The organism is Micromonospora sp. NPDC002389, assembly GCF_040296095.1.
GTDB lineage: Bacteria > Actinomycetota > Actinomycetes > Mycobacteriales > Micromonosporaceae > Micromonospora.
Window position 1 is genome coordinate 277,917 of the sequence record NZ_JBEOWP010000009.1, and the last position, 25,830, is coordinate 303,746.

General features: G+C 73.5%; 20 protein-coding genes. 12 read left to right on the forward strand and 8 right to left on the reverse strand.

Features of this window, described 5'->3' with window-relative positions; translation table 11 throughout:
* Window positions 1–2: 2 nt before the first annotated feature.
* From dnaJ to dnaK, 3 genes are all read right to left on the reverse strand, one after another.
* Window positions 3–1,181, reverse strand: a complete 1,179-nt coding sequence (gene dnaJ / locus ABT008_RS19550) for a molecular chaperone DnaJ (RefSeq protein ID WP_350697630.1) — start codon at window positions 1,179–1,181, stop codon at window positions 3–5.
* An 85-nt stretch (window positions 1,182–1,266) separates the two neighbouring features.
* Complete coding sequence (grpE, locus tag ABT008_RS19555; RefSeq protein ID WP_350697631.1) at window positions 1,267–2,028, reverse strand: nucleotide exchange factor GrpE; 762 nt, start codon at window positions 2,026–2,028, stop codon at window positions 1,267–1,269.
* 48 nt (window positions 2,029–2,076) lie between these two features.
* The gene (gene dnaK, locus ABT008_RS19560) at window positions 2,077–3,972 is read right to left on the reverse strand and encodes a molecular chaperone DnaK (RefSeq protein WP_350697632.1); all 1,896 of its coding nucleotides are present in this window, start codon (window positions 3,970–3,972) and stop codon (window positions 2,077–2,079) included.
* A gap of 219 nt (window positions 3,973–4,191) precedes the next feature.
* Here dnaK and ABT008_RS19565 point away from each other — a divergent pair, with 219 nt between their 5' ends.
* The 3 genes from ABT008_RS19565 (at window position 4,192) to ABT008_RS19575 (ending at window position 8,989) form a co-directional block, all read left to right on the forward strand.
* Window positions 4,192–6,012 (forward strand): GTPase domain-containing protein, encoded by a 1,821-nt coding sequence (locus ABT008_RS19565; RefSeq protein ID WP_350697633.1) that lies wholly within the window; start codon window positions 4,192–4,194, stop codon window positions 6,010–6,012.
* 5 nt (window positions 6,013–6,017) lie between these two features.
* Window positions 6,018–7,697: a GTPase gene (locus tag ABT008_RS19570; RefSeq protein WP_350697634.1), complete on the forward strand. Its 1,680-nt coding sequence runs from the start codon at window positions 6,018–6,020 to the stop codon at window positions 7,695–7,697.
* Between the two features lie 71 nt (window positions 7,698–7,768).
* The gene (locus tag ABT008_RS19575; RefSeq protein WP_350697635.1) at window positions 7,769–8,989 is read left to right on the forward strand and encodes a hypothetical protein; all 1,221 of its coding nucleotides are present in this window, start codon (window positions 7,769–7,771) and stop codon (window positions 8,987–8,989) included.
* A gap of 5 nt (window positions 8,990–8,994) precedes the next feature.
* Here the strand turns inward: ABT008_RS19575 and ABT008_RS19580 are convergent, their stop codons facing one another.
* A complete protein-coding gene (locus tag ABT008_RS19580) occupies window positions 8,995–9,927 on the reverse strand; it encodes an NAD(+)/NADH kinase (RefSeq protein ID WP_350697636.1) in 933 nt (310 codons plus the stop codon).
* Complete coding sequence (locus ABT008_RS19585) at window positions 9,924–10,985, reverse strand: SPFH domain-containing protein (RefSeq protein ID WP_350697637.1); 1,062 nt, start codon at window positions 10,983–10,985, stop codon at window positions 9,924–9,926. The genes ABT008_RS19580 and ABT008_RS19585 overlap by 4 nt, the downstream gene beginning before the upstream one ends.
* A gap of 74 nt (window positions 10,986–11,059) precedes the next feature.
* Between ABT008_RS19585 and ABT008_RS19590 the strand changes: the two genes are divergently transcribed.
* The 8 genes from ABT008_RS19590 to ABT008_RS19625 all read left to right on the forward strand — a co-directional run bounded on the left by ABT008_RS19590 (window position 11,060) and on the right by ABT008_RS19625 (window position 22,151).
* On the forward strand, window positions 11,060–11,764 hold the full coding sequence (locus tag ABT008_RS19590; protein WP_350697638.1) for an NUDIX hydrolase: 705 nt from the start codon (window positions 11,060–11,062) through the stop codon (window positions 11,762–11,764).
* Window positions 11,765–11,849: 85 nt separating this feature from the next.
* Window positions 11,850–12,581, forward strand: coding sequence for a hypothetical protein (locus tag ABT008_RS19595; RefSeq protein WP_350697639.1), 732 nt, complete (start codon window positions 11,850–11,852; stop codon window positions 12,579–12,581).
* 638 nt (window positions 12,582–13,219) lie between these two features.
* Window positions 13,220–14,395, forward strand: coding sequence for a pyruvate dehydrogenase (acetyl-transferring) E1 component subunit alpha (pdhA, locus tag ABT008_RS19600; protein WP_350697640.1), 1,176 nt, complete (start codon window positions 13,220–13,222; stop codon window positions 14,393–14,395).
* Window positions 14,395–15,384, forward strand: coding sequence for an alpha-ketoacid dehydrogenase subunit beta (locus tag ABT008_RS19605; RefSeq protein ID WP_350697641.1), 990 nt, complete (start codon window positions 14,395–14,397; stop codon window positions 15,382–15,384). The genes pdhA and ABT008_RS19605 overlap by 1 nt, the downstream gene beginning before the upstream one ends.
* Before the next feature lie 5 nt (window positions 15,385–15,389).
* Entirely contained in the window at window positions 15,390–16,841 is a 1,452-nt protein-coding gene (locus ABT008_RS19610) for a dihydrolipoamide acetyltransferase family protein (protein ID WP_350697684.1), read from the forward strand.
* A gap of 211 nt (window positions 16,842–17,052) precedes the next feature.
* On the forward strand, window positions 17,053–17,190 hold the full coding sequence (locus ABT008_RS19615; RefSeq protein ID WP_162854370.1) for a hypothetical protein: 138 nt from the start codon (window positions 17,053–17,055) through the stop codon (window positions 17,188–17,190).
* A 341-nt stretch (window positions 17,191–17,531) separates the two neighbouring features.
* Window positions 17,532–20,210 (forward strand): hypothetical protein, encoded by a 2,679-nt coding sequence (locus ABT008_RS19620; protein ID WP_350697642.1) that lies wholly within the window; start codon window positions 17,532–17,534, stop codon window positions 20,208–20,210.
* A gap of 105 nt (window positions 20,211–20,315) precedes the next feature.
* Complete coding sequence (locus ABT008_RS19625; protein ID WP_350697643.1) at window positions 20,316–22,151, forward strand: NHL domain-containing thioredoxin family protein; 1,836 nt, start codon at window positions 20,316–20,318, stop codon at window positions 22,149–22,151.
* Between the two features lie 74 nt (window positions 22,152–22,225).
* Here the strand turns inward: ABT008_RS19625 and ABT008_RS19630 are convergent, their stop codons facing one another.
* The 3 genes from ABT008_RS19630 to ABT008_RS30485 are packed head-to-tail and all read right to left on the reverse strand — an operon-like array spanning window position 22,226 to window position 24,664.
* Window positions 22,226–22,975, reverse strand: coding sequence for a LamB/YcsF family protein (locus tag ABT008_RS19630; RefSeq protein ID WP_350697644.1), 750 nt, complete (start codon window positions 22,973–22,975; stop codon window positions 22,226–22,228).
* Window positions 22,959–23,852, reverse strand: coding sequence for a 5-oxoprolinase subunit C family protein (locus tag ABT008_RS19635; RefSeq protein ID WP_350697645.1), 894 nt, complete (start codon window positions 23,850–23,852; stop codon window positions 22,959–22,961). Before ABT008_RS19635 ends, ABT008_RS19630 begins: the two co-directional genes overlap by 17 nt.
* Window positions 23,849–24,664, reverse strand: a complete 816-nt coding sequence (locus ABT008_RS30485) for a 5-oxoprolinase subunit B family protein (protein WP_502890464.1) — start codon at window positions 24,662–24,664, stop codon at window positions 23,849–23,851. Before ABT008_RS30485 ends, ABT008_RS19635 begins: the two co-directional genes overlap by 4 nt.
* 469 nt (window positions 24,665–25,133) lie before the next feature.
* Here ABT008_RS30485 and trhA point away from each other — a divergent pair, with 469 nt between their 5' ends.
* Window positions 25,134–25,811 carry a PAQR family membrane homeostasis protein TrhA gene (gene trhA / locus ABT008_RS19650; RefSeq protein ID WP_350697646.1) on the forward strand — a complete coding sequence of 226 codons (678 nt, stop codon included), beginning with the start codon at window positions 25,134–25,136 and terminating at the stop codon, window positions 25,809–25,811.
* The last annotated feature ends 19 nt before the right edge of the window (window positions 25,812–25,830 follow it).

Below are 25,830 nucleotides of genomic sequence, written 5' to 3' on the forward strand. Positions count from 1 at the left end.
GATCATCCGCTCCGACGCACCCGCGCGTCGAGATGTTCCCGCGCCGCCGGCGGGGTCTGCTCGGCGAACGTCTCCAGGGCCGCGCGTGCCTCGTCGGAGACCCGGGCCGGCACCACCACGTCGAGCGTGACGAGCAGGTCCCCGGTCTGGCCGTCCCGACGGCTGACCCCCTTGCCCCGGGCCCGCAGGATCCGGCCACTCGGCGTACCCGCCGGCACCCGCAGGGTCACCGCGCCGTCGAGCGTCGGCACCCGCAGGTCGGTGCCGAGCACCGCCTCGGTGAAGGTGATCGGCACGGTCAGCGTGAGGTCGTCACCGGAGCGCCCGAACAGCTCGTCCGGCCGCACCTTGACGTGCACGAACAGGTCTCCCGCCGGGCCGCCGCGCTCGCCCGGCTCGCCCCGGCCCGCCAGCCGGATCCGCTGCCCGTCGGCCACTCCGGCGGGGAAACGGACGTTGAGCGTACGGGCCTTGGTGACGCCGCCCGTGCCCTGGCACTCCGGGCACTTCTCGTCGACCACGGTCCCGGCGCCCTGACAGTTGCGGCAGGGCTCGGCGAGGCTGAACGCACCCTGGTTGCGGTGGTTCACCCCGGCACCGTGGCAGACCTGGCAGGTCCTCGGCACGGTGCCCGGCTTCGCACCGTTGCCGTGGCAGGTGTCGCAGACCCCCGGTGCCCGCAACGTCAGCGGCAGGGTCACCCCCCGGACCGCGTCGTCGAAGTCGAGCGCCACCTCGGTCTCGATGTCGCGTCCCCGGGCCGGGCCGGTGGCGCCTCCGCCACCCGCGCCGCCCGAGAAGATCGAGCTGAACAGGTCCGAGATGCCGCCACCGGCGAACCGGCCACCGCCGGCCGACTGCGCGTTGCCGAACAGGTCGGAGACGTCGAACGGCATGCCGCCGGGCTGGCCTCCCGGGCGGGCACCGCGCCGGAACGCGCCCGAGCCGAACAACGAGCGCATCTCGTCGTACTCGCGGCGTTTGGCGTCGTCACCGAGCACCGCGTACGCCTCGGAGACCGACTTGAAGCGCTCCTCGGCCTTGGGGTCACCGGGGTTGTGGTCCGGGTGCGACTCGCGGGCGAGCTTGCGGTACACCTTCTTGATCTCGTCAGCGGAGGCGGTCTTCGCCACGCCCAGGACCGCGTAGTAGTCCTTCTCGATCCAGTCCTTGGAACTCAACCGTCCACCTCCTCCCCACCTCCGGCTCCGGGCCGTCCCGCCCGCCGGAGTTCGGCGGGTGGGACGGCCCGGTCACCGTCGTGCACTATTCCGGGTCGGCGACCGCGACCATCGCGGGCCGCAACAGCCGCTCACCGATCTGGTAGCCCCGACGCATCACCTGCACGCAGGTGGGCTCGGTGACGTCGGCCGAGGTCTGGTGCGCCACGGCCTCGTGCAGCGTCGGGTCGAACGGGTCGCCCTGCTCGCCGAACGGGGTCAGCCCGAACTTGCCCAGCGCGGTGGTGAGTTGCTCGGCCACCGAACCGAACGGACCGACCAGGTCGCCGTGTTCCCGGGCCCGGTCCAGGTCGTCCAGGATCGGCAGCAGCGCGGCCAGCACCGAGCCGGTCGCCTGCTCGGTGACCAGGCCACGGTCCCGCTCGACCCGCTTGCGGTAGTTGGCGTACTCGGCGGTCACCCGTTGCAGGTCCCGAGTGCGCTCCTCCAGGTCGGCGCGGAGCGCCTCCACCTCGGCACCGAGCCCACGACCGGCCGCCTCGGACGGCTCCCCGACCGGCTTGGCCGGGGAGTCCACCACCGGCGGGCCCTCGGTGGTCGGTTCGCTCAGCGCCTCGGCCTCGACCTCGATCGCGTCGACCACGACCTCGGCGTCCTCGACCAGCCCCTCGGCAGGTACGTCGGAGCCGGCGTCGGCCGCCGTCCCCTCCGGCTCGCGGGTCTGGCTGATCTTGCGGTTGTTGCGGATGACGACGCGCGGCGTCTCACCGGCGGCCGGCTCGGACGCCGAGCCACCCGGCACCGACCCGGTGTCGCCCGGGTCAGCGGCTCGTGGCTTCTCCGTCATACGACTACCTCATCCCTTTGCCCGTGCAGATCGCCTCGACCAGGACCGTCACTTCTTGTCCTCGTCCACGATCTCCGCGTCGACCACGTCGTCCGCGCCGGGCCGCGCACCGCCGGCCGGACCGCCGGTGGCACCGGCACCAGCCGCACCAGCACCAGTGGCACCAGCACCGGCCGCGCCGCCCGCCTCGCCGCCCGGAGCCTGCTCGGCCTGCTGCGCGTAGAGCAGCGAGCCCGCCTCCTGGGAGACCTGCGCCAGCCGCTCGTGCGCCGACTTGATCTTATCGATGTCGCTGCCGCCGAGCGCGCCGCGCAGCTCACCGAGCGCCTCGTTCAGCTTGTCGCGGTTCTCCGCGGGCAGCTTGTCGCCGTTCTCGGCGAGGAACTTCTCGGTCTGCCACTGGAGGGCCTCGGCGACGTTGCGGCTCTCGGCCTCGTCGCGACGACGCTTGTCCTCCTCGGCGTGCTCCTCGGCGTCCCGGCGCATCCGCTCGATGTCATCCTTCGGCAGCGAGGAGCCGCCGGTGATGGTCATCTTCTGCTCCTTGCCGGTGCCCAGGTCCTTGGCGTGCACGTTGACGATGCCGTTGGCGTCGATGTCGAAGGTGACCTCGATCTGCGGCACGCCACGCGGGGCCGGCGGGAGACCGGTCAGCTCGAAGGTGCCGAGCTTCTTGTTGTACGCGGCGATCTCGCGCTCACCCTGGAAGACCTGGATCAGCACCGACGGCTGGTTGTCGTCGGCGGTGGTGAACACCTCGGACCGCTTGGTCGGGATGGTGGTGTTGCGCTCGATCAGCTTGGTGAAGATGCCGCCCTTGGTCTCGATGCCCAGGCTCAGCGGGGTCACGTCGAGCAGCAGGACGTCCTTGACCTCGCCCTTGAGCACACCGGCCTGGAGGGCGGCGCCGACGGCGACGACCTCGTCCGGGTTGACGCCCTTGTTCGGGTCGCGGCCGGTGAGCTGCTTGACCAGCTCGGTCACGGCCGGCATCCGGGTCGAGCCACCGACCAGGATCACGTGCTCGACGTCCGAGACCTTGATCCCGGCGTCCTTGACCGCCTGCTCGAACGGGCCCTTGCAGCGGTCCAGCAGGTCCTGCGTCATCCGCTGGAACTCGGCGCGGCTGAGCGTCACGTCCAGGTGCAGCGGGCCGGCGGAGCCGGCGGTGATGTACGGCAGGTTGATGTTGCTGGTGGTGGCGGCGGACAGCTCGATCTTGGCCTTCTCGGCGGCCTCCTTGAGCCGCTGCATCGCCATCTTGTCCTGCGACAGGTCGATGCCGTGCTCGCCCCGGAAGGTCTTCACCAGGTGGTCGATGATGCGCTGGTCCCAGTCGTCACCGCCGAGCAGGTTGTCACCGCTGGTCGACTTGACCTCGATGACGCCCTCGGCCAGCTCCAGCAGCGACACGTCGAAGGTGCCGCCACCGAGGTCGAAGACCAGGACGGTCTGCTCCTTGGAGCCCTTGTCCAGGCCGTACGCCAGGGCGGCCGCGGTCGGCTCGTTCACGATCCGCAGCACGTTGAAGCCGGCGATCTCGCCGGCTTCCTTCGTGGCCTGACGCTGGCCGTCGTTGAAGTACGCCGGGACGGTGATCACCGCGTCGGTGATCTGCTCGCCCAGGTACGCCTCGGCGTCCCGCTTGAGCTTCATCAGCGTCCGGGCCGAGATCTCCTGCGGGGTGTACTTCTTGCCGTCGATGTCGACGGACCAGTTGGTGCCGATCTCCCGCTTGACCGAGCGGATCGTCCGGTCCGGGTTCGTCACCGCCTGGCGCTTGGCCACCTCGCCGACGAGCACCTCGCCGTTGCGGGCGAACGCGACGATCGACGGGGTCGTCCGCGAGCCCTCGGCATTGGCGATGACGGTGGGCTCACCGCCCTCCAGGACGCTGACGCAGGAGTTCGTCGTGCCGAGGTCGATACCGACCGCACGTGCCATCTTCGCTTCCTCGCTTCGTAACGTTGTGCAGGTGACGGGCCCCCCGTCGCCCTGACCGGCGGTGTCGCCCACAGCGACCCCACCTCAAGTTGAGTGAACTTGACTCAATAGTGCCACGCCTCCCGGAATCGTCAAGTCAGGGTTGAGTCGGGTTGGCGCAAGTCACCGTTCGATACCGACTGGTTGTCTTACCTTGTGTCGGTCGGGCACGCTTTAGCGGTGACGACGAACGGCGATTCCGCCTCACCTTTCGGCACGCCCGCCGTCGCAGCCCGCACCGGCTCCACCGGCGGGGAGGACCGGCCCGCGGCATTCGGGGACGACGCCCTGCCCGACGCGCTGACCAGCCTGCGGGCCGCGATCGGAGCGGCGCGTTTCCCGCTGGTCCTGCCCTCGGCGGAGCCCGCCGGCCGGACCGCCGCCGCTCTCGCCGACCAGCTCGACGACTACCTGATACCCCGGCTCTCCCGCCTCGACGCGCCGCTGCTCGTGGTGGTCGGCGGGTCCACCGGCGCCGGCAAATCGACCCTGGTGAACAGCCTGGTCCAGGCGCGGGTCAGCGCCGCCGGGGTGCTGCGGCCGACCACCCGCTCCCCGGTCCTGGTCTGCAATCCGGCCGACTCGCCCTGGTTCCGTCGCGGGGAACTGCTGCCCGGCCTGACCCGCACCAACCAGCCCAGCGACGACCCCCGCTCGCTGCATCTGGTCACCGCCCCGGCCCTGGCCCCCGGGCTGGCGTTCCTGGACGCCCCCGACATCGACTCGGTGGTCGACGCCAACCGCGCGTTGGCCAACCAACTGCTCGCCGCCGCCGACCTCTGGCTCTTCGTCACCACCGCCGCCCGGTACGCCGACGCCGTGCCCTGGGAGCTGCTGCACGGGGCGCGGGCGCGGGGCGCGGTCATCGCGCTGGTGCTCGACCGGGTGCCCGCCGAGGCCACCGACGAGGTCGCCGCCCATCTCGCCGAGATGCTGGCCGAGCAGGACCTCGGCGCGGCACCGTTGTTCGTCCTGCCGGAGACCTGGGTCGACGGCCAGGGGCTGCTGCCGGACCGGGTCACCGCGCCGCTGGCGGACTGGTTCGCCCGGCTGGCCGCCGACGCGGACGCGCGCGCGGCGGTGGTCCGGCAGACGCTGGGCGGCGCACTGGCCGCGCTGGCGCCGTCGGTCGAGAGTCTGGCCGTCGCCGCCGACGAGCAGGTGACCGCCGCCGACGCCCTCGACGAACGGGTGCTGGCCGCCTACCGGGCCGCGAACCGGATGGTCGAGCAGGGCCTGCGCGACGGGCGGCTGCTCCGCGGCGAGGTGCTGGCCCGGTGGCAGGAGTTCATCGGCACCAGCGACTTCTTCCGCAGCCTGGAGGCGCGGATCGGGCGGCTCCGCGACCGCCTCACGGCGACGTTCAGCCGACGCCCGGCCCCCGCCGTCGAGTTGCGCGACGCCATCGAGTCCCAGTTGACGACGTTGCTGCGGGGCGTGGCGGCCGAGGCGGCCGAGCACGCGTACACCGGGTGGAAGGCGCATCCGGCGGGTGCCGCACTGCTCACCCCGGATCTGGCGCACCACTCGGCCGACCTGCCCGAGCGGGCCGAGCGGCTGGTCCGGAACTGGCAACGCGGGGTGCTGGACCTGGTTCGGGCCGAGGGCGGTGACCGGCGCTTCGTGGCCCGCACGGCGGCGTACGCGGTCAACGCCACCGGGTTGGCCGTCATGATCGCGGTGTTCGCCTCGACGGCGTTCATCCCGACCGGCCTGGAGGTCGCCACCGGGGCCGGCACCACCGTCGCCGGCCAGGCCGTACTTCAGGCGATCTTCGGTGACCAGGCCGTGCGGACGCTGGCCGCGAAGGCTCGGGAGGACCTGCTGGACCGGGTACGCGCGCTGCTCGACGAGGAGGCCGCCCGGTATCTGGACCGGACCGACCAGGCCCGGCCGGCGGCCCGGCACGCGACGGCGCTGCGCGAGGCGGCCACCCAGGTGGAGGCGGCCCGGACGCGCAGCGGTTTCGCCACGGACGATCGCAGTGGGGCGGCGGCGTGATGGGCATGGGGGGACGCCTCCGCGAGGCGTTGCGGATCAGCGACGGACGGGTGGACGCGGACCAGTTGGCCGCCCGGTTGGAGGCGGTGCACCGCTTCCTCGGCCTCGTCGACGGATACCTTCCCGACACCCCGCTGAGCCCGGCGCGCACCCTGGTGGAACGGGCCGGCACCCGGTTGTCGCTCTCCCGCGACCACACCGTCGTCGCGCTGGCCGGTGCCACCGGCAGCGGCAAGTCGAGCCTGTTCAACGCGATGGCCGGCAGGAACCTGTCGCAGGTCGGGGTACGCCGCCCCACCACCGGCGTGACCCACGCCTGCGTGTGGGGCCCGCTCGACGGCGGCACCCGGTTGCTCGACTGGCTCGGCGTGCTGCCCAAGCACCGGTTCGTCCGGGAGAGCCTGCTCGACGGCGACGACGAGTCCACCCTGCACGGGCTGATCCTGCTCGACCTGCCGGACTTCGACTCGGTGCAGCACGCGCACCGCCTGGAGGTGGACCGGCTGCTCGGCCTGGTCGACCTGGTGATCTGGGTGGTCGACCCGGAGAAGTACGCCGACCGGGTGGTGCACGCCGCCTACCTGCGCGAGTTCCAGCGGCACCGGGACGTCACCCTGGTCGTGCTCAACCAGGCCGACCGGTTGCCCCCGACCGAGGTGCCCCGGGTGCTGGCCGACCTGCGCCGATTGCTCGACGCGGACGGGCTGGACGGCGTGCCGCTGCTGGCCACCACGATCGTCGACCCGAGCGGCCACGAGGTGCTGCGGACGGAACTGGAACGCACGGTCGCCGAGCGGCAGGCGGCACTGCGTCGCCTCACCGGCGACCTGGACGCGGTCGTGGACACGTTGGACGGGATGGTCGGGGCACCCCGGTCGGCCCTCGCCGCCGACGATCCCGCCGTGGCCAAGCTGGACCGGGCGTTGAGCGCGGTTGCCGGGGTGCCGACCGTGCTCAGTGCGGTCGAGCAGGCGTACCGGCACCGGGCCGCGTCGAGCACCGGCTGGCCGCTGGTGCGGTGCTGGCGGCGGCTGCGCCCCGATCCGCTGCGCCGGCTGCACCTGACCGGTGCACAGCCCGCCGGGGACGACCCCGAGCAGGCCCTGGCCGCCGCGACGTCCGTACCCGAGCCCGGTGCGGCCGACAAGTCGGCGCTGGCCCTGGCGCTGCGTACGGTGGCGGAGCGGGCCGGTGAGGGATTGCCGAGCGCCTGGCCGGCGGCGGTGAGCGCGGCGGCCCGCTCGCGCCTCGCCGACCTGCCGGACGCGCTGGACCGCGCACTCGCCGACACCGACCTGGGCCTGAACCGCCCCCGCACCTGGTGGCGTCTGGTCGGCGGGTTGCAGTGGGTGGTGACCGTCGCGGCGGTGGCCGGACTGGCCTGGCTGTTCCTCGGCTACGCGCTGCGGATCCTGGGCCTGCCCGAGCTGGAGCATCCGATGGTCGGCGAGGTGCCGGTGCCGACGCTGCTGCTGCTCGGCGGATTGCTGTCCGGGCTGCTGCTGGCCGCCCTGACCCGGCCGATCAGCCGGTGGGCGGCCCGTCGGGCACGCCGCCGCGCCGAGACCCGGCTGACCAGGGCGATGGGCCAGGTCGGCGAGGAGTACGTGCTGTCACCGGTGCGAGCCGTGATCGCCGCGCATGCCGACGCGCGGACCGTGCTGGAGGTCGCCCGGCACCGCTGAGCCTCGGTCAGGGCCACGCCGGTCGGTTGGCTCGGCACGTGACTGCGTGACCGGCGGCGTAGTGTCGGGTCATGGCCACGCCACAGACCCCCTACGACGCGGTGCTGCACGCCGCTCGCGACGTGACCAAGCTCGATACGGCGCTGGACGCGGAGATGCTCGGCGCGGCACTGCTGGGCAGCGTCTACGAGGTGGCGGAGACCGACCGGGAGACGGCGATCCGCGAGTTCGTGGGCGGGTTCCTCGCCGCCACCTCGCGACGGCGGACCGCCGCGGCGACCACCGTCCGCGCGGTCTTCGCCGCCCTGGTCCCGGACGCCACCGGCGCTGACCGGGTACGCCCCGGCGCCACCGCACCGGCCTGGTCCGGGCAGCTCGGCAAGGTGCACCTCACCGGCGCCTGGGCGTACGGCGACGTGTACGGCGACCAGACCTCCTACCTGGCCACCTTCGCCTACGACGACGCCACCGGCGGGCCGGAGCACGCGCTGGTGGCCCTGGTCGACCACAACATCGGCATCACCAAGGACGTCTTCGTCGGCGGGCCGGCCGCCCGGATCCTCGACCAGGTCCGGCAGCTCTGCACCGACGACGAACTGACCTGGTTCCGGGAGGAGGACCCGACCCGGATGCGTGACGAGGTGGGCCGTCACCTGGCGGTGACCGACCGCCTGGGGCAGTTGCCGGGCGCGGGCTCGCTCGCCACCGACCGCGCCCTGGTCGGGGCCCGGCTGGCGCTGCTACCGGCCACACCGTCGGCATCGGACCGGCCGGACGACGAACCGCTCACGGAGACCGAGCGGTCCGACCTGATCCGACGTTTCCTGGCCTCGCCGGAGGCGGCGCGGGCCGGGCTGGACAGCATCGACGGCGGGGATCTCGCTTCCCTGCACTTCTGCCTGGGCCTGCTGCTCGACCACGCGGCCACCTTCCCGGACACCGACCCGCTGCGGTGGAGCCCCACCGTGGCCGGGCTGTTCCTGCTCGACTGGGTGCACCGGCGGGCCGTACTGGACATGGACGACGCGGCGATGCTGCCCCGGGTGTTGCGCGCCTTCACCACGTACGCGGCCCGCAAGCGGGGACTGCCGGCGTCGGCGGTGTCCGCGACGGACACCGCGATCGAGGAGATGGTGCCGGAGTTCGTCCGGCTCTACGCCACCGGTGAGCGGCGCAGCCCGGCGACCGCCGCCGTCGCCCAGTTGATGGCCGACGGCGTCGACCCGGACGACCCGGCCGCCCTGGACGCCTGGATCGAGGCCAACCGGCACCGCCTCGCCGACGACGGCTGACCGCGTCACGGCTCGACCAGGGTGAGTCGGCGGGGTGCGACGTCGACGGTGAGGCGCTGCCCCCAGTCGAGCGTGAGCCGGTCGGCCTCCAGCCCGTCGGCGAAGACCACCAGGCCGTCGGACTCGGCGGTCAACTCCAGCCGGTCGCCGTCGTCGAGGCGGCCGGCGGTGAGGCTCACCCCGGTCACCGGGGACGGCCACGCCTCCCGGACGAACCAGCACAGGGCCGCCTCCTCCGGGGCGGGCGGGCGCGGCGCACCCGGACGGTCCCGCGCGATGGACGCACACCAGCCGGTCGCCCCCGTACCGCTGCCCACCACCACGCCGGAGGAGGAGTGCCGTTCCCGACGCTCCCGCCCGTCCACCGGCACCGAGAGCAGATAGCGGGCGGACTGGTGGGAGGCGTGGCCGACGTACACCTCGTTGAGGCCGAGGAGTTCCTGCCCGTCGTCCAGGGCGGCGCGGACCATCGCCCGGGACCGGGTCGTCGCGCGCTGCGCCGCCACCGCCGGCAGCAGCGCGGTCAGCCCGTCCGCCCGGTGCCGGACCAGCACCCCGGCGTTGCGGCCCGGCTCCGGGTCGACGCCGATCACCGGCTGCCCGGTCAGGTACTTCGCCACGTTCGCGACCAGACCGTCCGGCCCGACGGCCACCACGACGTCCTCCGGCGCGAACAGGAAGCGCGGCAGGTCGTCGCGGTCCACCGCGCCGCGCCGCCAGTCCGCCGGCACGGCGGCGCCGACGGTGGTCAGCGCCGCCGCCAGTGCCTCGTGCCGGTCGATCACCTCGGTCAGCGACCGTCCCCGGGCGGCCAGGTACCACTCGGCGGCGGCCCGGGTGCCGTGCCGGGCCAGCAGCTCGTCCAGCTCGCTGCGCCGGCTGACCACCACCACGCGGGGGGCCAGCCCCGACCCGGCCCACCCGTCGGGGGCGCTCATCGGCCCGGGGCCAGCCGGCCGAGCAGGTCGGTCAGCATGTCCGGCGTGACGGTGAGCTGGCCGATCTGCGGCAACTGACCGGCGAGTTCCCGGACGGTCAGGGCCCGCAGCACCTCCGGCGGCAGCTCCGCGTACGCGGCCAGGCGGGCCGCCTCCGCCTCGGCCTCGGCGTGCCCGACGGCGCGTACGCCCTCGGCCTTCGCGGCGGCCAGCATCCGGTCCTTCTCGGCCTCGGCGGCGGCGAGCACCCGGGCCCGGTCGGCGGCAGCGGCGTCGGCCACCTTGTCCCGCTCGGCCCGACCCTGGGCGGCGGCCAGTTCGGCGGCGGCCTCCAGCTCGGCGCGGCGGTGGGTGTTCGCCCCGTGCTGCTCGACGAGCTGCTGCTCGCGCCGGGCCAGCTCGATCTTGTTCTGGAGCTCGTTCTCGGCGATCGCGCGCTCCTGCTCGACGGCCTGCGCCCGACGGGCGTACGTGGCCCGGTCGGCCTGGACCTGCACCGCCTCCCGGGTGGGGGTCTGCAGGGCGCGTTCCAGCTCCGGCTCGGGCCGGATCGCCACCACCCGGGCGCTGACCACGGCCACCCCGATGTCGGCCAGCCGGGCCTCGGTGGCCAGCGCGTCGGAGACCGCCTCGCGGACCGGCGCGACGGTGGTCAGCGCCTCGGCTAGCGGCACCCGGGCGAGCAGGTCGAGGGCGGGTTGCTGGGCCAGCTCGGCCAGCAGGGTGGCCACCTGGTCCAGCGGGCGGGCCCGGGCCTTGCCGGTGCGCGGGTCGACCGAGAAGTCGAGCCGACCGGCGGCCAGCGCCGGGTCGGCGACGCGGTAGGTGACGGTGGCCTGCACGGTGATGTCGGCGAAGTCGCCGGTGCGGGCGTGGAAGAGCAGCGGCAGCTCGCGGTCGTCCACCGGCACCTCGCTGAGCACGGCGCGCAGTGGGCGATACCAGAACGACTGGCCCACTCCCTCGCGACGGATCCGGCCGCCCACGTGCAGGCGCACCCAACTGGTCGGAGTGCCACGCAGGTGGCGCAGGAACAGTCGCCTCGTCACGTCGGCCATGACTCTCGCCTCCCTTTGTCGTCCCCATGACGATAAAGGGTCTGCTACTTTGTCGTCAAGGTGGTGATAAAGAGATGACCGAGTACCCGCCGTTCGCGGTGACCGTCGACCTGGTCGTGCTGACCGTGCGCGCGGAGCAGCTCTGCGTCCTGCTGGTCCGGCGCGGCATCGAGCCGTACCTGGACAGGTGGGCGCTGCCCGGCGGGTTCGTCGGGATCGACGAGGACCTGGCCGACGCCGCCACCCGGGAGTTGGCCGAGGAGACCGGCCTGGCCGAGCCGGCCGGGCACCTGGAGCAACTCGGCACGTACGGCCGTCCCGACCGGGACCCGCGCGGCCGGGTCGTCACCGTGGCCTGGCTGGCACTCCTGCCCGACCAGGCCAACCCGGTGGCCGGTACGGACGCCGCCTCGGCCGACTGGTTCCCGCTGGCGCGACTGGTCCCCGGTCAGCTCGCCTTCGACCACGAGCGGATCCTGGCCGACGGGCTGGAACGGGCCCGGGCCAAGCTGGAGTACACCCCGTTGGCCGCCGCGTTCTGCCCGCCCGAGTTCACGGTGGCCCAGCTCCGGGCGGTCTACGAGACGGTCTGGGGGACCTCCCTCGACCCGCGCAACTTCCATCGCAAGGTGACCGGCACGCCGGGCTTCCTGGACCCGGTCGGCCGCTCCACCGAGGGCGAACGGGGTCGACCGGCACAACTGTTCCGGCGCGGCCCGGCCGCGATCCTGCACCCACCGATGCTGCGGCCCGACCCGCCACGCCCGAGCGAGGGCTGAAGCCCCGGACCCTCAGCGCTGCGCCGGCTTGTGCGCGCGTGGCTTCGGCCGTTCAGGCGGCCCTCAGCGCTCGGACGCGGGCCCGGTGGACTCCGACGCACACCCCCGCTTGCGCAGCCGGAACCGGGCGCGCGACCGGGCACTGCCGTTGCCGTCGGACGGCGGCAGCACCGGCCCGGGCAGGAGGCTGGACGGCGGGTCGGCCGGATCGGCCGGGGTGGTCGGGCCGCCCGACGGCGGGTCACCCGTCTCCGTCGGTCCGTCCGAGGCGGTCGGATCGGTCGAGGCGGTCGGGCCGGTGGACTCCGACGGGTCCGGCGTGGTGCCCGGGTCGGTGGAGATGCTCGGGTCGACCGACGCCGTCGGGGAGGAGGGCGGATCGGTCGGCGAGGGCGACGCGGTCGGCGGCGACGGACTCGGCGAGGGGGTGGGCCTCGGCGTACGGCTCGGCGTCGGTATGGGCGCCGGGGCCGGTGTGGTGGCGGGCGGCCGGGGCGCGGGCAGCGGGGCCGGCGGCTCCGGGCGGTGGACCGGCGGCGGCGCGTACGGCAGGGCGGCCGGCATCGGACGCCGCTCCGGCCCGGGGTCGGTGGGCGGCGCGGCCGGGCCGACCGACGGCAGCGCGGGCGCCACGGTCGTCGGGATACCGCCGGGCGGCGGCGGGATCACCACTGGGCCGACCGAGGGCGTCGGGATGAACGGCGGCGTACTGCTGCCCGGCAGGGCGGTGCTGCCGACCGTCGCCGACCCGGTGCTGATCGCGGCCAGCACCGGCATCGAGGCCGTACCGGCGAGCAGCGCCACGGTCAGCAGGTAGCCCCGCGACGGCGTGGCGGTACGCGCGGCACGGTGGGCGCCCACCACCCGGCGATAGCCGCCGGGTGCCCGGTGCCGGCCGAGGAACGGCCCCCCGGGACCCTCACCTGGTTCGGACACCACGCACTCCTCGTCGTCGACCCTGGCCGGGGCCGTCGACGCGGCCCCGGCGGACCGCCTGAGCTGGTTCGGGGGCCCGCCCGATCAGCGTGGTTCAGTGACTCTGCGTCGGCCAACCCCACACCGCGTGTCGACACGCTTATCTGGCCGAATGGTGGCAAACCATCACCGGATCGGTCGCGCGTCGCACGACCCGGCACTCCGGTATTTCAGGTAACGAACCGGGCCCAACCTGGGACGCGGGGCAGGTGGAGTGTGGGGCGGCTCACCTCTGATGCGAATATGGAGTCACGACGGCAGCGCAGCCGGGACCTCCGCGCACCCACGCGGTAGGCGCGACTGGGCGTCGGCGCTCCCGAACCGGGTTCAGCCAAGAATCCGGCTCACGCCGCGCGGCAACCCCCACCGGGGCTATGCGTGGCCGCCAGGAACCGATCCCGGCACCAGCCGGGGCGGGCGCACGAGTCGCGCGGCCGGGTGACCCCCCGGTGCCGACGCAGACACGACAGGGAGAGACGGATGGCAAAGGGCGACCCCGGGGCCGGCCCCCGCGGCCGGCGAGCCGCACCCCGATCCAGGAAAGCCGCGACCGGCGACCCGGAACTCGTACAACTGCTCACCCCCGAGGGTGTGCGCGTCGACAGCGTGACCGGCCCGGACGGCGTCGAGTACCGCGTCGACTTCACCGACGAGGAGTACCGCGGCCTCTATCGCGACCTCGTGCTGGTGCGGAAGCTGGACGCCGAGGCGACCGCCCTGCAACGGCAGGGCGAGCTGGGCATCTGGGCGAGCCTGCTCGGCCAGGAGGCGGCCCAGGTCGGTTCCGGCCGGGCGCTGCGGACCCAGGACATGGCGTTCCCCACCTACCGCGAGCACGGCGTGCTCTATTGCCGGGGCATCGACCCGATCATGCCGCTGGGCCTGTTCCGCGGGGTCGACCAGGGCGGTTGGGACCCGAACGAGTTCAAGTTCAACATGTACACGATCGTCATCGGGGCGCAGACCCTGCACGCGACCGGGTACGCCATGGGCGTCGCGATGGACGGCAAGACCGGCACCGACGACGGCGAGGCGGTCATCGCGTACTTCGGTGACGGCGCCACCAGCCAGGGCGACGTCAACGAGTCGTTCGTCTGGGCCGGCGTGTTCAACGCCCCGCTGGTGTTCTTCTGCCAGAACAACCAGTACGCCATCTCCGAGCCGCTGGAGCGGCAGACCCGCATCCCCCTGTACCGCCGCGCCGCCGGCTTCGGCTTCCCCGGCATCCGGGTGGACGGCAACGACGTGCTGGCCACGTACGCGGTGACCCGGCACGCGCTGGACAACGCCCGGCACGGGCAGGGCCCGAGCCTGATCGAGGCGTACACGTACCGGATGGGGGCGCACACCACCTCCGACGACCCGACCCGCTACCGGATCGCCAGCGAGGTGGAGGCCTGGCAGGCCAAGGACCCGATCGCCCGGGTGAAGGCGTTCCTGGAGCGCGAGAAGGTCGCCGACGCCGGCTTCTTCACCGAGGTCGACGAGCAGGCCCGCCGCGAGGCCGTGGACCTGCGGGAGCGGGTGCTGGCCATGCCGAACCCGGAGCCCACCACGCTCTTCGACCACGTCTACCCCAACGGGTCGCCGCTGCTGGACGAGCAGCGAGCGGAGTTCAGCCGGTACCTGGAGTCGTTCGAGGGGAGCGCGCACTGATGGCCACGGAGACGCTCACCCTCGGCAAGGCCCTCAACACCGGTCTGCGCCGCGCCCTGGAGAACGACCCGAAGGTCGTCATCATGGGCGAGGACGTCGGCAAGCTCGGCGGCGTCTTCCGGATCACCGACGGGTTGCAGAAGGACTTCGGCGACCAGCGGGTGATCGACACCCCGCTCGCCGAGTCGGGCATCATCGGCACCGCGGTCGGTCTGGCCATCCGCGGCTACCGCCCGGTCTGCGAGATCCAGTTCGACGGCTTCGTCTACCCCGCGTACGACCAGATCGTGTCGCAGGTGGCGAAGATGCACTACCGCTCGCGCGGCAAGCTGAACATCCCGATGGTGATCCGGATCCCGTTCGGCGGCGGCATCGGCGCGGTGGAGCACCACTCGGAGTCGCCCGAGGCGTACTTCGCGCACACCGCCGGGCTGAAGGTCGTCTCCTGCGCCAGCCCGCAGGACGCGTACGTGATGATCCAGCAGGCGGTCGCCTCGGACGATCCGATCGTGTTCCTGGAGCCGAAGCGGCGCTACTGGGAGAAGGGGCAGGTCGACCTGGACGCCCCGCTGTCCGAGGCGTACCCGCTGCACTCGGCGCGGGTGGTGCGGGCCGGCAGCGACGTCACCCTGCTCGCGTACGGCCCGATGGTCCGGACCTGCCTGGACGCGGCGACCGCCGCCGCCGAGGACGGCCGCGACCTGGAGGTCATCGACCTGCGCACGCTCTCCCCGCTGGACCTCGGCGTGGTCTACGAGTCGGTGCGGCGCACCGGCCGGGCGGTGGTGGTGCACGAGGCACCGTCCAACGTGGGTCTCGGCGCGGAGGTCGCGGCCCGGATCACCGAGGAGTGCTTCTACTCGCTGGAATCCCCGGTGCTCCGGGTGACCGGCTTCGACACCCCCTACCCGGCCGCCCGGCTGGAGGAGGAGTTCCTGCCCGACCTCGACCGGGTGCTCGACGCCGTCGACCGCACCTTCGGCTGGTGAGCGGCATGTCCCGGATCAAGGAGTTCAACCTGCCCGACCTGGGCGAGGGCCTGACCGAGGGCGAGATCCTCGGCTGGCTGGTCAAGGTGGGCGACACCATCGAGCTGAACCAGCCGATCGTCGAGGTGGAGACCGCCAAGGCGGCGGTGGAGATCCCGGCGAAGTGGGCCGGTCAGGTGCACGCGATCTTCCACCCGGAGGGCACCACGGTCGAGGTCGGTACGCCGATCATCGCGATCGACACCGACCCGGGCGCCGGGCCGATCGAGTCCTCGACGACCGGCGCGCCCGCCGGCGACCTGCCCACTCCCTCGGCGGCCTCGTTGGCCGCCGTCGAGGTGGCGCCGGCCGAGGGTGCGGTGGAGCCGGGCCTGATCGGCGGCCCGGCACCGGGTGGCCGGACCGCTGTCCTGGTCGGCTACGGCCCACGGACCACCACGGCCAAGCGCCGGCCCCGCAAGGGCGCCGTCCCGGCCCAGGCCACCGCCGCCCCGGTCGCGCCCGCCCCGGTCACGCCCGCTGCGGCTCCGGTCGTGCCGGCCCCGGCGGTCAACGGCAACGGTCGGCTGGCGGGCGCAGTGCTGGCCAAGCCGCCGGTGCGCAAGCTCGCCAAGGATCTCGGCGTGGACCTGAGCACGCTGACCGGGTCCGGGCCGTCGGGTTCGATCACCCGGGAGGACGTGCAGCGGGCGGCGACCCCGGCGGCGGAGCCGCTCGCGGTCACCGCCTCGGGTCCGGCGGCGGCGAGCTTCGGCGCCGACCGCGAGCAGCGCATCCCGGTCAAGGGGGTACGCAAGCTCACCGCCGAGAACATGTCCCGGTCCGCTTTCACCGCCCCGCACGTCACGGAGTTCCTGACCGTGGACGTGACCCGGGCGATGAAGGCGCTGGACCGGCTGCGCGGACGGCGGGAGTGGCGGGACGTACGCGTCTCGCCGTTGCTGTTGGTCGCCAAGGCGGTGCTGCTGGCGGTCAAGCGTCACCCGATGGTCAACTCGACGTGGGCCGGTGACGAGATCGTCGTCAAGGAGTACGTCAACCTCGGCATCGCGGCGGCCACCGAGCGGGGCCTGATCGTGCCGAACGTCAAGGACGCCGGTCGACTCACGCTGCGCGAGCTGGCCGACGCGTTGACCGACCTGGTGCAGACCGCCAAGGCCGGGAAGACCTCGCCGGCCGACATGTCCGGCGGCACCCTGACCATCACCAACGTCGGAGTGTTCGGGGTGGACACCGGCACGCCGATCCTGCCGCCGGGCGAGTCGGCGATCCTGGCCTTCGGCGCGGTCCGGGAGATGCCCTGGGTGCACAAGGGCAAGGTCAAGCCGCGCCTGGTCGCCACGCTCGGCCTCTCCTTCGACCACCGCATCATCGACGGTGAGTTGGGCTCGAAGTTCCTGCGCGACATCGGCGACTTCCTCGCCGACCCGGAGGCGGCGCTGCTCGCCTGGACCTGATCGGCTCCACGACGGCCGGTGTGCACGGGTGAACGCCCGGCACACCGGCCGTTGCCGTTGGTTGACGAAACACTCTTCACAGAAGGCAGTCGACCTAAGATTCGTAGGCTGGTGGCTCAGCTCACCTAATAATCGCTGGATGTTCCGCCCTGCTTGCGGTTCAATAGAGACATCGAGGGGCCGACAACCGAATAGCAGGAGGAGAACCCCCATGAGCATGATCGAGCGAATCCGTAGCCGCCGCGACGCCAGCCGCCGCGCCCGCGCCATCGAGCGGGCCCTGCGCTCCGCCAACTCGCCGGCGGTCCGTGACGAGATCCTCGTCATCGCCCAGCGTCACATGCACTGACGCCACACGACGTTAATCACCTCCTCCAGATCGACGCCCCGCCCGGGCACCCCGGGCGGGGCGTCGGCGTTCCACCGGCCATTGACACCGGGATACCGCCCCGCCGCAGCGCCCGGTACGGTGGGGCACGGTCGTCGTCCACGGCCGAGAGTGGTCGAGGCGATAGAAGCACCTCGACACCGATCGGCGACGGACGGTGACGACGGACGCTCCCCGGGAGCCCATCGGCGGCCACCGGGATACGGTGCGGGGAGCCGGCACGGCCGGTACGCCGGCACCGCCGGCTGCCCTGCCGAGACCATCGGCGACGGCGGCCGACATGTGATGGAGGAGGCGTACACATGACGTCCGAGGGCCCGCACCGCCCCGGCCAGGAGCCGGACGAGGTGCCGCCGGGCGGCGGACCGGTGCCATACGGCGACCGATCGGCTCAGCCGGACGGCGGGTACACCGCAACCGCCCCCGACCTCGGCTGGGCTCCCCCACCGCCCGCGCGACCCGACGCACCCGCACCCTCCTGGGCGAACCAGCAGGGTGCCCAGTGGGGCAGCGCGCAGGCGACCCGACAGGCGGACGCCCCGCCCCCCGGCAACTGGGACCAGTCTCCTGCGCAGCAGTGGCCGGGCCAGGCCGACCAGGCCCCGCCGGCCTGGGCGACGCCCGCCGCGCAGTCCACTCCGGACCAGCCCGCCTGGGCCACCGGCGGACAGCAGAACCCTGCCTGGGGCACCCCCACCACATCGGACGCTCCACAGCAGCCGGAGTGGACGCCCCACCAGCCCACGTCCGGGCAGCCCGACTGGGCCACCGCGCAACCGACCTCCGGCCAGCCGACCTCCGGACCGACCAACGGCTGGGGTGGCGGCCAGCAGCCGGAGTGGGCGACCGCACCACGAGACGACGATCACACCCCCGGCTGGGCCGCCACGGCGTCCCCGCCCGAGCCGGCCCAGCCCGAGTGGGCGCCGGCCGACCCGCCGGCACCGGTACGCGCCGAGCCGCCGGCACGGGCCACCGCGCAGGTGCCGCCGCCCCACCCGGCACCGCACCAGCCCGGCGTCGACGAGCCGGGCCGACCCGGCGCGTGGCAGCCCGAGCAGCAGGACCAGCCCGCCTGGGCCACCGGCCAGCAGCGCGAGCCCGCCCCCGGCTGGCCCGGCGACCAGCAGGCCGAGAGCTGGCAGCAGAGCGGTGACCGCCCGCCGCAGCCCGACTGGGCCACCCCGCAGCCGGACGCACCGGCCGACTGGGCGAGCGCCCGTGCGGCGGCCGAGGAGCGGCCGCAGTGGTCGACGCCGTCCCCGGAGCAGTCCGCCCCGGCGTGGGCCCCGTCCGAGCCCGCCACCGGATCGGCCCGACCCGCCGACGCCGGTCCGCCCCCGACCTGGGCGCCCGGCGGAGAGCCGCTGCCCTCGCGTACCGCCGCCGACCGGCCCGGTCTGACCGACGTGGAGCCGTGGGCGCCCGGTGAGGCGTGGGGCAGCAGCGGCGCTGCGGACTCCGGTCGGACCGACGTCGACCCTGCGGCGGGTCGGTCCGGGGACACCCCGATCTACCAGCCCGCGCCGGCCCCCGGCATCTCGCCGAGCAACAAGGTGCCGTTGCCGCCGCAGGAGCAGCGGGTGCCCGGTGCCAGCCTGGCCGCCGTGCCGCCCGCCGACTACGGCCAACCGCCGGCGTACGGCACCGACCAGTCCGGACCCGGCGACCAGCCGGGCGGCGGCATGGCCTGGGGACAGCCCGAGCCACGGCACGACGACCCGCAGGCCTCGGCCGCTCCGGTCATCCCCGCGCCCCGCACCAGCCCCGAGGCCGGCCGGGCCGTCCCGCCGACGGCCGCCGCCGGTGGGGTCTCCGCGAGCGCGTCGGTGCCGCTGGCCAGCCGGGTGACGCCGCCCGCCGACCACTCGGCACACCCCGCCGGGCCGCCCGCTGCGCAGTCGCGGGTGTACGGCCGCCCCGCCCGCCCCGAGTCCGGCGAGTCGACTCCGGAGCGGGACGAGTCGCCGGTACCCCGGTTCGACCAGAGCCCGGACCCCCACTTCACCGACCGCGAGCCGCCGGCCGGCGGGCCGGGCGTCTACTCCGGGTCGGCTGCTCCCGGCTCCCCGGTGGCACCACCGGCCTTCCCGGCCGGGATGCCTTCCTTCGCTGACTCGCCGCCGACCAACCGCCCGGTCAACGGCACCAAGCCGCACCCGGAGCCGGAGCGTCCCGCCGACCCGTTCGGCGGCCCGCCCGGCGGTGACGGCTTCGGCGGCCCGCCGGGTGGCGACGGCTTCGGTGGCCCGCCCGGCGGCGACCGCTTCGGCGGGCACCCCGGTGGCGACCCGTTCGGCGGTCCGGGTGCCGCCCCCTCCTTCGGTGGCGCACCCGGTGACCGCTTCGGCGGCCCCGGCAACGACCCCTTCGGCGCTCCGCCCAGCAACGACCCCTTTGGCGCTCCGCCCGGCGGTGACCGCTTCGGGGCTCCGGGCGGCGAGTCCTTCGGTGGTCCGTCCGAGCGTCCGGGCGGCACCTACGGTGCCAAGCGTCCCGAGCCGGGCGCCGACCACACTGCGGCGTTCCCGCCGCCGGGGCAGTCGCCGCCGGCGTGGGGCGCGAACACCGGCACCGGCTCCGGGCCGTCCGATCCGGAGCAGGGTCGCTTCGACTCCTTCAAGCCGGTGGCCGAACCGGCTCCGGAGACCCCGGCGCCGAAGGTCCGCAACGGTCGGGTCCTCGCCGCGGTGCTGGTCGCCGCAGTGCTCATCCTGGCCATCCCGCTCGGTCTGCTGCTGCTCCTCGGCAAGATCGGTGGATCGAACGAGGCAGGTGCCTTCGACCCGGCGGTCGGCTCCTGCGTCAAGCGGTCCGGCAACAGCGCGGTGTCCGCCAACTGTGACGAGACCGACGCCTTCACCGTGGTGTCCAAGGTCGAGACCCGGGAGAGCTGCCCCGACCCGGCGATGCCGCTGGTGGAGCTCCGGGGCGTCTCGTCGAACCCGTTCCTCTGCCTGAAGCCGGCGACCGAGAGCTGATCACGTCACACCGAGGGCGGGGCACGGTGACCGTGTCCCGCCCTCGGTGTTCGTACCCGCAGCGCACGGGCACCGAGGTCCGGCCGGTAGGGCACGATGGGGTGCATGAGTGCACGCGTACGAGCACCCGAGCTCCGGGGTCGGGCCTGGTTGAACACCGGTGGCAAGGACCTGCGTCTGGCGGATCTGCGGGGTCGCATCACCGTCCTGGACTTCTGGACCTTCTGCTGCATCAACTGCCTGCACGTGCTGGACGAGCTGCGGCCGCTCGAAGAGAAGTACGCCGACGTCCTCGTGGTGATCGGCGTGCACTCACCCAAGTTCGAGCACGAGAAGGACCCGGACGCCCTGGCCGCCGCCGTCGAGCGGTACGGCGTGCACCACCCGGTGCTCGACGACCCCGAGCTGGACATGTGGCAGCAGTACGCGGCCCGTGCCTGGCCGACCCTCGCCGTGGTCGACCCGGAGGGGTACGTGGTGGCCACGATGGCCGGTGAGGGTCACGCCGAAGGGCTGGCCCGACTGATCGACGAGCTGATCGCCACCCACGAGGCCAAGGGCACCCTGCGGCGGGGCGACGGCCCGTACGTGCCGCCGGCCGAGCCACGGACGACACTGCGCTTCCCCGGCAAGGCGGTGGCCCTGCCCGACGGCGGCCTGCTGGTGTCGGACTCGGCCCGGCACCGGGTGGTCGAGCTGGCCGACGACGGCGAGACGGTGGTCCGCACCATCGGCACCGGCAGCCGGGGCCGGGGCGACGGACCGGCCGAGGCCGCCACCTTCTCCGAGCCGCAGGGCCTGTGCCTGCTGCCCGAGCACGTCGCCGAGGTCGCCGGTTACGACCTGGTGGTCGCCGACACCGTCAACCACCTGCTGCGCGGCGTACGACTGGCCACCGGCGAGGTGGTCACCGTGGCCGGCACCGGCCGTCAGTGGCGTTCCACGGTCGACGACCACGCGCACGACGCGCTCTCGATCGACCTCTCCTCCCCCTGGGACCTCGCCTGGTACGACGACCGCATCGTCATCGCGATGGCCGGCATCCACCAGCTCTGGTGGTTCGACCCGATCAAGCGCACCGCCGGGATGTACGCCGGCACCACCGTGGAGGCGCTGCGGGACGGGCCGCTGGACGAGGCGTGGCTGGCCCAGCCGTCCGGGCTCTCGGTCTCCGCCGACGGCACCCGCCTCTGGGTGGCCGACAGCGAGACCAGCGCCGTCCGGTACGTCGAGAACGGCGTCCTGCGTACCGCCGTGGGTCAGGGGTTGTTCGACTTCGGTCACGTGGACGGCCCGGCGGCGCAGGCGCTGCTCCAGCACCCGCTCGGCGTCTGCGCGCTGCCCGACGGGTCGGTGCTGATCGCCGACACCTACAACGGCGCGGTCCGCCGCTACGACCCCGCGACCGAGCGGGTCTCCACGGTGGCCACCGAACTCGGCGAACCAAGCGACCTCGTGCTCACGCCCGACGGCGCGGTACTGGTGGTGGAGTCGTCCGCGCACCGGATCACCCGGTTGGCCCCGGGTGCGCTCTCGGCGGCCGGCGCGGACACCGTCGACGGCCCACGGCACCGCACCGAACGCAAGCCGACCGACCTGGCCGCCGGGGAGGTCGTACTGGACGTCGTCTTCACTCCGGCGCCGGGGCAGAAGCTGGACGAGACGTACGGCCCGTCGACCCGCCTGGTGGTCTCCGCGTCGCCGCCGGAGCTGCTGATGGAGGGAGCAGGCACCGGCACCGACCTGTCCCGCCGTCTGGTGATCGACGGTGCGGTGACCGACGGCGTGCTCCAGGTGACCGCCCAGGCGGCCACCTGTGACGCGGACGTCGAGCACGCGGCGTGCCACCTGACCCGGCAGGACTGGGGCGTGCCGGTGCGGGTGGTCCCCGACGGTGACACCCGCCTCCCGCTGGTGCTGCGCGGCATGGACGCCGGCTGATTGGTGTAAGGAAGGGCCCCCTGTTAACGCCTGCGGTATAGCAGGGGACCCCTCCTAACATCGCTCAACATCACTCAGCTGAACGCGGTCGGCGTCACTCCGGCGTCGATCAGGGCGGCGCGGACGAGTTCTGCGGCGGCCACCGCGCCGGGGCTGTCGCCGTGCAGGCAGATCGACTCGACGACACACGGGATCACGCTCCCGTCGACGGCCGTCACCGCCCGCTCGGTGGCCATCCGCACCGCCCGGTTCGCCACCTCCTGAGGGTCGCTGACCAGCGCGTCGGGCGAGGTACGCGGCACCAGCCGACCGTTGGGCAGATAGTTGCGGTCGGCGAACCCCTCGGACACCACGCGCATGCCGGCACCCTGGGCGAGCTGGGCCAGCACCGAACCGGGCGGGCAGAGCAGCGGCAGGTCCCGGTCGAAGTCGTCGACCGCCGCGACGATCGCCGCCGCCGGCATCTCCTCGCACGCCGCCGCGTGATAGAGCGCCCCGTGCGGCTTGAGGTAGCGGACCCGGGTGCGGTACGCCCGGCAGAACGCATTGAGCGCGCCGAGCTGATAGAGCACCTCGTCCCGCAGCTCGGCGAACTCGTACGCAATGGCCCGCCGACCGAAACCGGCGAGGTCCCGGTAGCCGACCTGCGCACCGATAGCCACCCCCCGCTGCGCCGCAGTGGCACAGACCCGACGCATCGTGGGCGCGTCCCCGGCGTGGAAGCCGCAGGCGACGTTGGCGGAGGTGATCAAATCAAGCAGGGCCTCGTCGTCGCCGAGCGGCCAGATACCGAATCCCTCACCGAGGTCAGCGTTCAGGTCCATGAAATCTGACCGTAGTGCCTGGACGGGCCTGAGCGAGCGGGGTCACGTCGTCCACCACCGCGATGACCGGATAGCCGCCGGTGGTGGGATGGTCGGCGAGGAAGACCAGCGGTTGGCCGTCCGCCGGCACCTGCACCGCGCCAAGAATGATGCCCTCGCTGGGCAGCTCACCGGCCACCGCGCGGGGCAGCGGCGCGCCGGACAGTCGCGCACCGACCCGGTTGCTCAACGGACTCACCTGGTACGCCGTGCCGAGCAACCGGTCCAGCGCGGCCGGGGTGAACCAGTCCTGCCGAGGGCCGAGCCGCACCGTCAGGTGCAGCTCCGCCGGGAACGGCAGCGGCACGGTGAGGTCGACCGGCGCGGGCGGACCGGGCACGACACCCAGCGGCAGCAGATCGCCGTCGCGCAGCGCTGCCGGTCCGAGCCCGGCGAGCGTGTCGGTGGACCGGCTGCCCAGCACCGGGTCCACCGCGATGCCCCCGGCCACCGCCAACCAGCAGCGCAGACCCCGTCGGGCGGGACCTATCCGGAGCACCGTCCCGCTCGGCACGGCCAGCGGGCGACCGGTGTCGCCGGGCCGCGTACCGATCCACACGTCGGCCTCGGCGCCCACCACCGCGACCGTGGCGGCCCGGTTCATCCGCAGGTCACAGCCGGTCAGGGTAATCTCCAGTCCGGCCGCCGACTCCGCATTGCCGACCAGGCGGTTGGCCAGCCGCAACGCCGCCGGGTCGAGCGCACCGGCACGCGGCACCCCTAGATGCGCCCAGCCGACGCGTCCCTGGTCCTGCACCGTGGTCAACGCCCCAGCCCGCAGCACCTCGACGGTCGCCGCCTCGGCGCGCTGCGGACCACGGGCCGTTCCGCCGGTCACGCCGGCACCAGCCGGACGCGAGTACCGGGCGTGAGCAGCGCGGGCGGCTCCGCCGTCACGTCGAACAGGGTCAGCCCGGTCCGTCCGACCAGCAGCCAGCCGCCGGGCGAGGCGGTCGGATAGATCCCGGCGTACGGCCCGGCCAGCCCGACCGAACCGGCCGGCACCCGGGGGCGGGGGGTGGCCAGCCGGGGCACCGCCAGTTCGGCGGGCAACCCGGTCAGGTACCCGAAGCCGGGCGCGAAGCCGCAGAACGCCACCCGGAACTCGGTGTCCCGCAGCCGACGCACCACCGCCGGTACGTCCACCCGCCACAGTTCGGCAACGCGCGGCAGATCCTCGCCGTCGAAGCTGACCGGCACCTCGACCAGCCCACCGACACCACCCCACCCCGCCCCTTCCCTTGTCCCGGCCCCTGTCCCGGCCCCCACCGAGGATCCCAACGCCGCAGCCTCCGTCGCGGCCTCATGCTCCATCGCGGCCTCATGCTCCATCGCGGGCTCACCGCGTCGATCATGAAGTTGTGGTCGAGAATTTGTCTCGCTGTGTGGCTCTTTGTCGCAGCCACAATCCCATGATCGACGGGGTGAAGTGGCGCAGTCCGCGCTGGGCTCGGGGTTGGGGTCGGGCGCGAGCGCGGGGTCGGGCGCGAGTTGGAGGGTGGGGGTCCAGTCGGCTATGCGGGTGGCGGTTGCCTCCAGGTCCGGTACGCCGTCGAGCAGGACGGTCGTGGCGGCCGGGACGATCTCGTCGGCGACCAGGTCACCCTTCTCGCGGCGACGCCACAGCTCGGCTCGCCACGCCTCGACCAGCCCGGCGACCGTCCTGCCACCGCTCGGAGAGCCGCCCGCCGGGGAGCCTTCCGCCGAAGAACCGCCCCTCGGGGAACCGCCCGTCGGAGAGCCGCCCGTCGGAGAGCCGCCCGTCGGAGAGCCGCCCGTCGGGGAACCGCCCGTCGGAGAGCCGTCGTTCAAAAGGCCCTCCCTCGGGAAACCGTCCGCCGGAGAACCCTCCCTCGGAGAGCCGCCGGTCAGGGAACCACCGGAAGGCAAGCCGCCGGTCGGGGGACCGTTGCCGGCATCGCTGCTCGGGGCGGCGGCCACGCCAGGTTCGGGGGTCGGCGGTGGGGTTAGGTCGAGCAGGAGGGCGTGCGCGCCGACCGGTCTGATCCGCATGTCGCTATCCTGGCCGACGGTCGCCCACCGGCGCGTCGACTGCTGGTCGGACGGCGTGACGCGTTGCACTACCCGAAGGTAACCTACGGTGTCGTAACCTGATTCCGTGACCACCTCAGCACGGCCCCGGCTCAAGCCAGCCGACATCGGGAAACCCCGGATGCGCGGCTGGCTGCACACGTACGCGTTCTTCGTCGCACTGATCTGCGGCATCGTGCTCTGCTCGATCGCCGCCGCCCGCCCCGGCTGGACACCCCTGATCAGCACCGCCGTCTACAGCCTCACCATCTGCGGCCTCTTCGGTACCAGCGCGCTCTATCACCGTCGAGTGTGGTCGACACGCGGGTACCAGGTGATGCGCCGCATGGACCACTCGATGATCTTCTTGTTCATCGCCGGTACGTACACACCGTTCTGCGTCCTGTTGCTGGAGACCCGCGCCGCCGTAATCATGCTCTCGGTGGTCTGGGGCGGGGCCCTGGGCGGGGTGGCGCTGAAACTGATCTGGCCGCACGCGTCACGGTGGCTCTCCGCTCCGCTCTATTTGGCACTCGGCTGGGTGTCCGTGGGAATGCTGCCGGACATCCTGCGCCACGGCGGGGTCACCGCCCTGGTGCTGCTGGCCGTGGGCGGTGGCATCTACACCGTCGGCGCGGTCTTCTACGCGCTGCGCCGGCCGAACCCGTGGCCCACGGTCTTCGGTCATCACGAGTTCTTCCACGCCTGCACACTGGTCGCGGCGATCTGCCACCACATCGCGATCTACTTCGCGCTGTTCGCCTGAGCGGACGCGGGCGGTACGA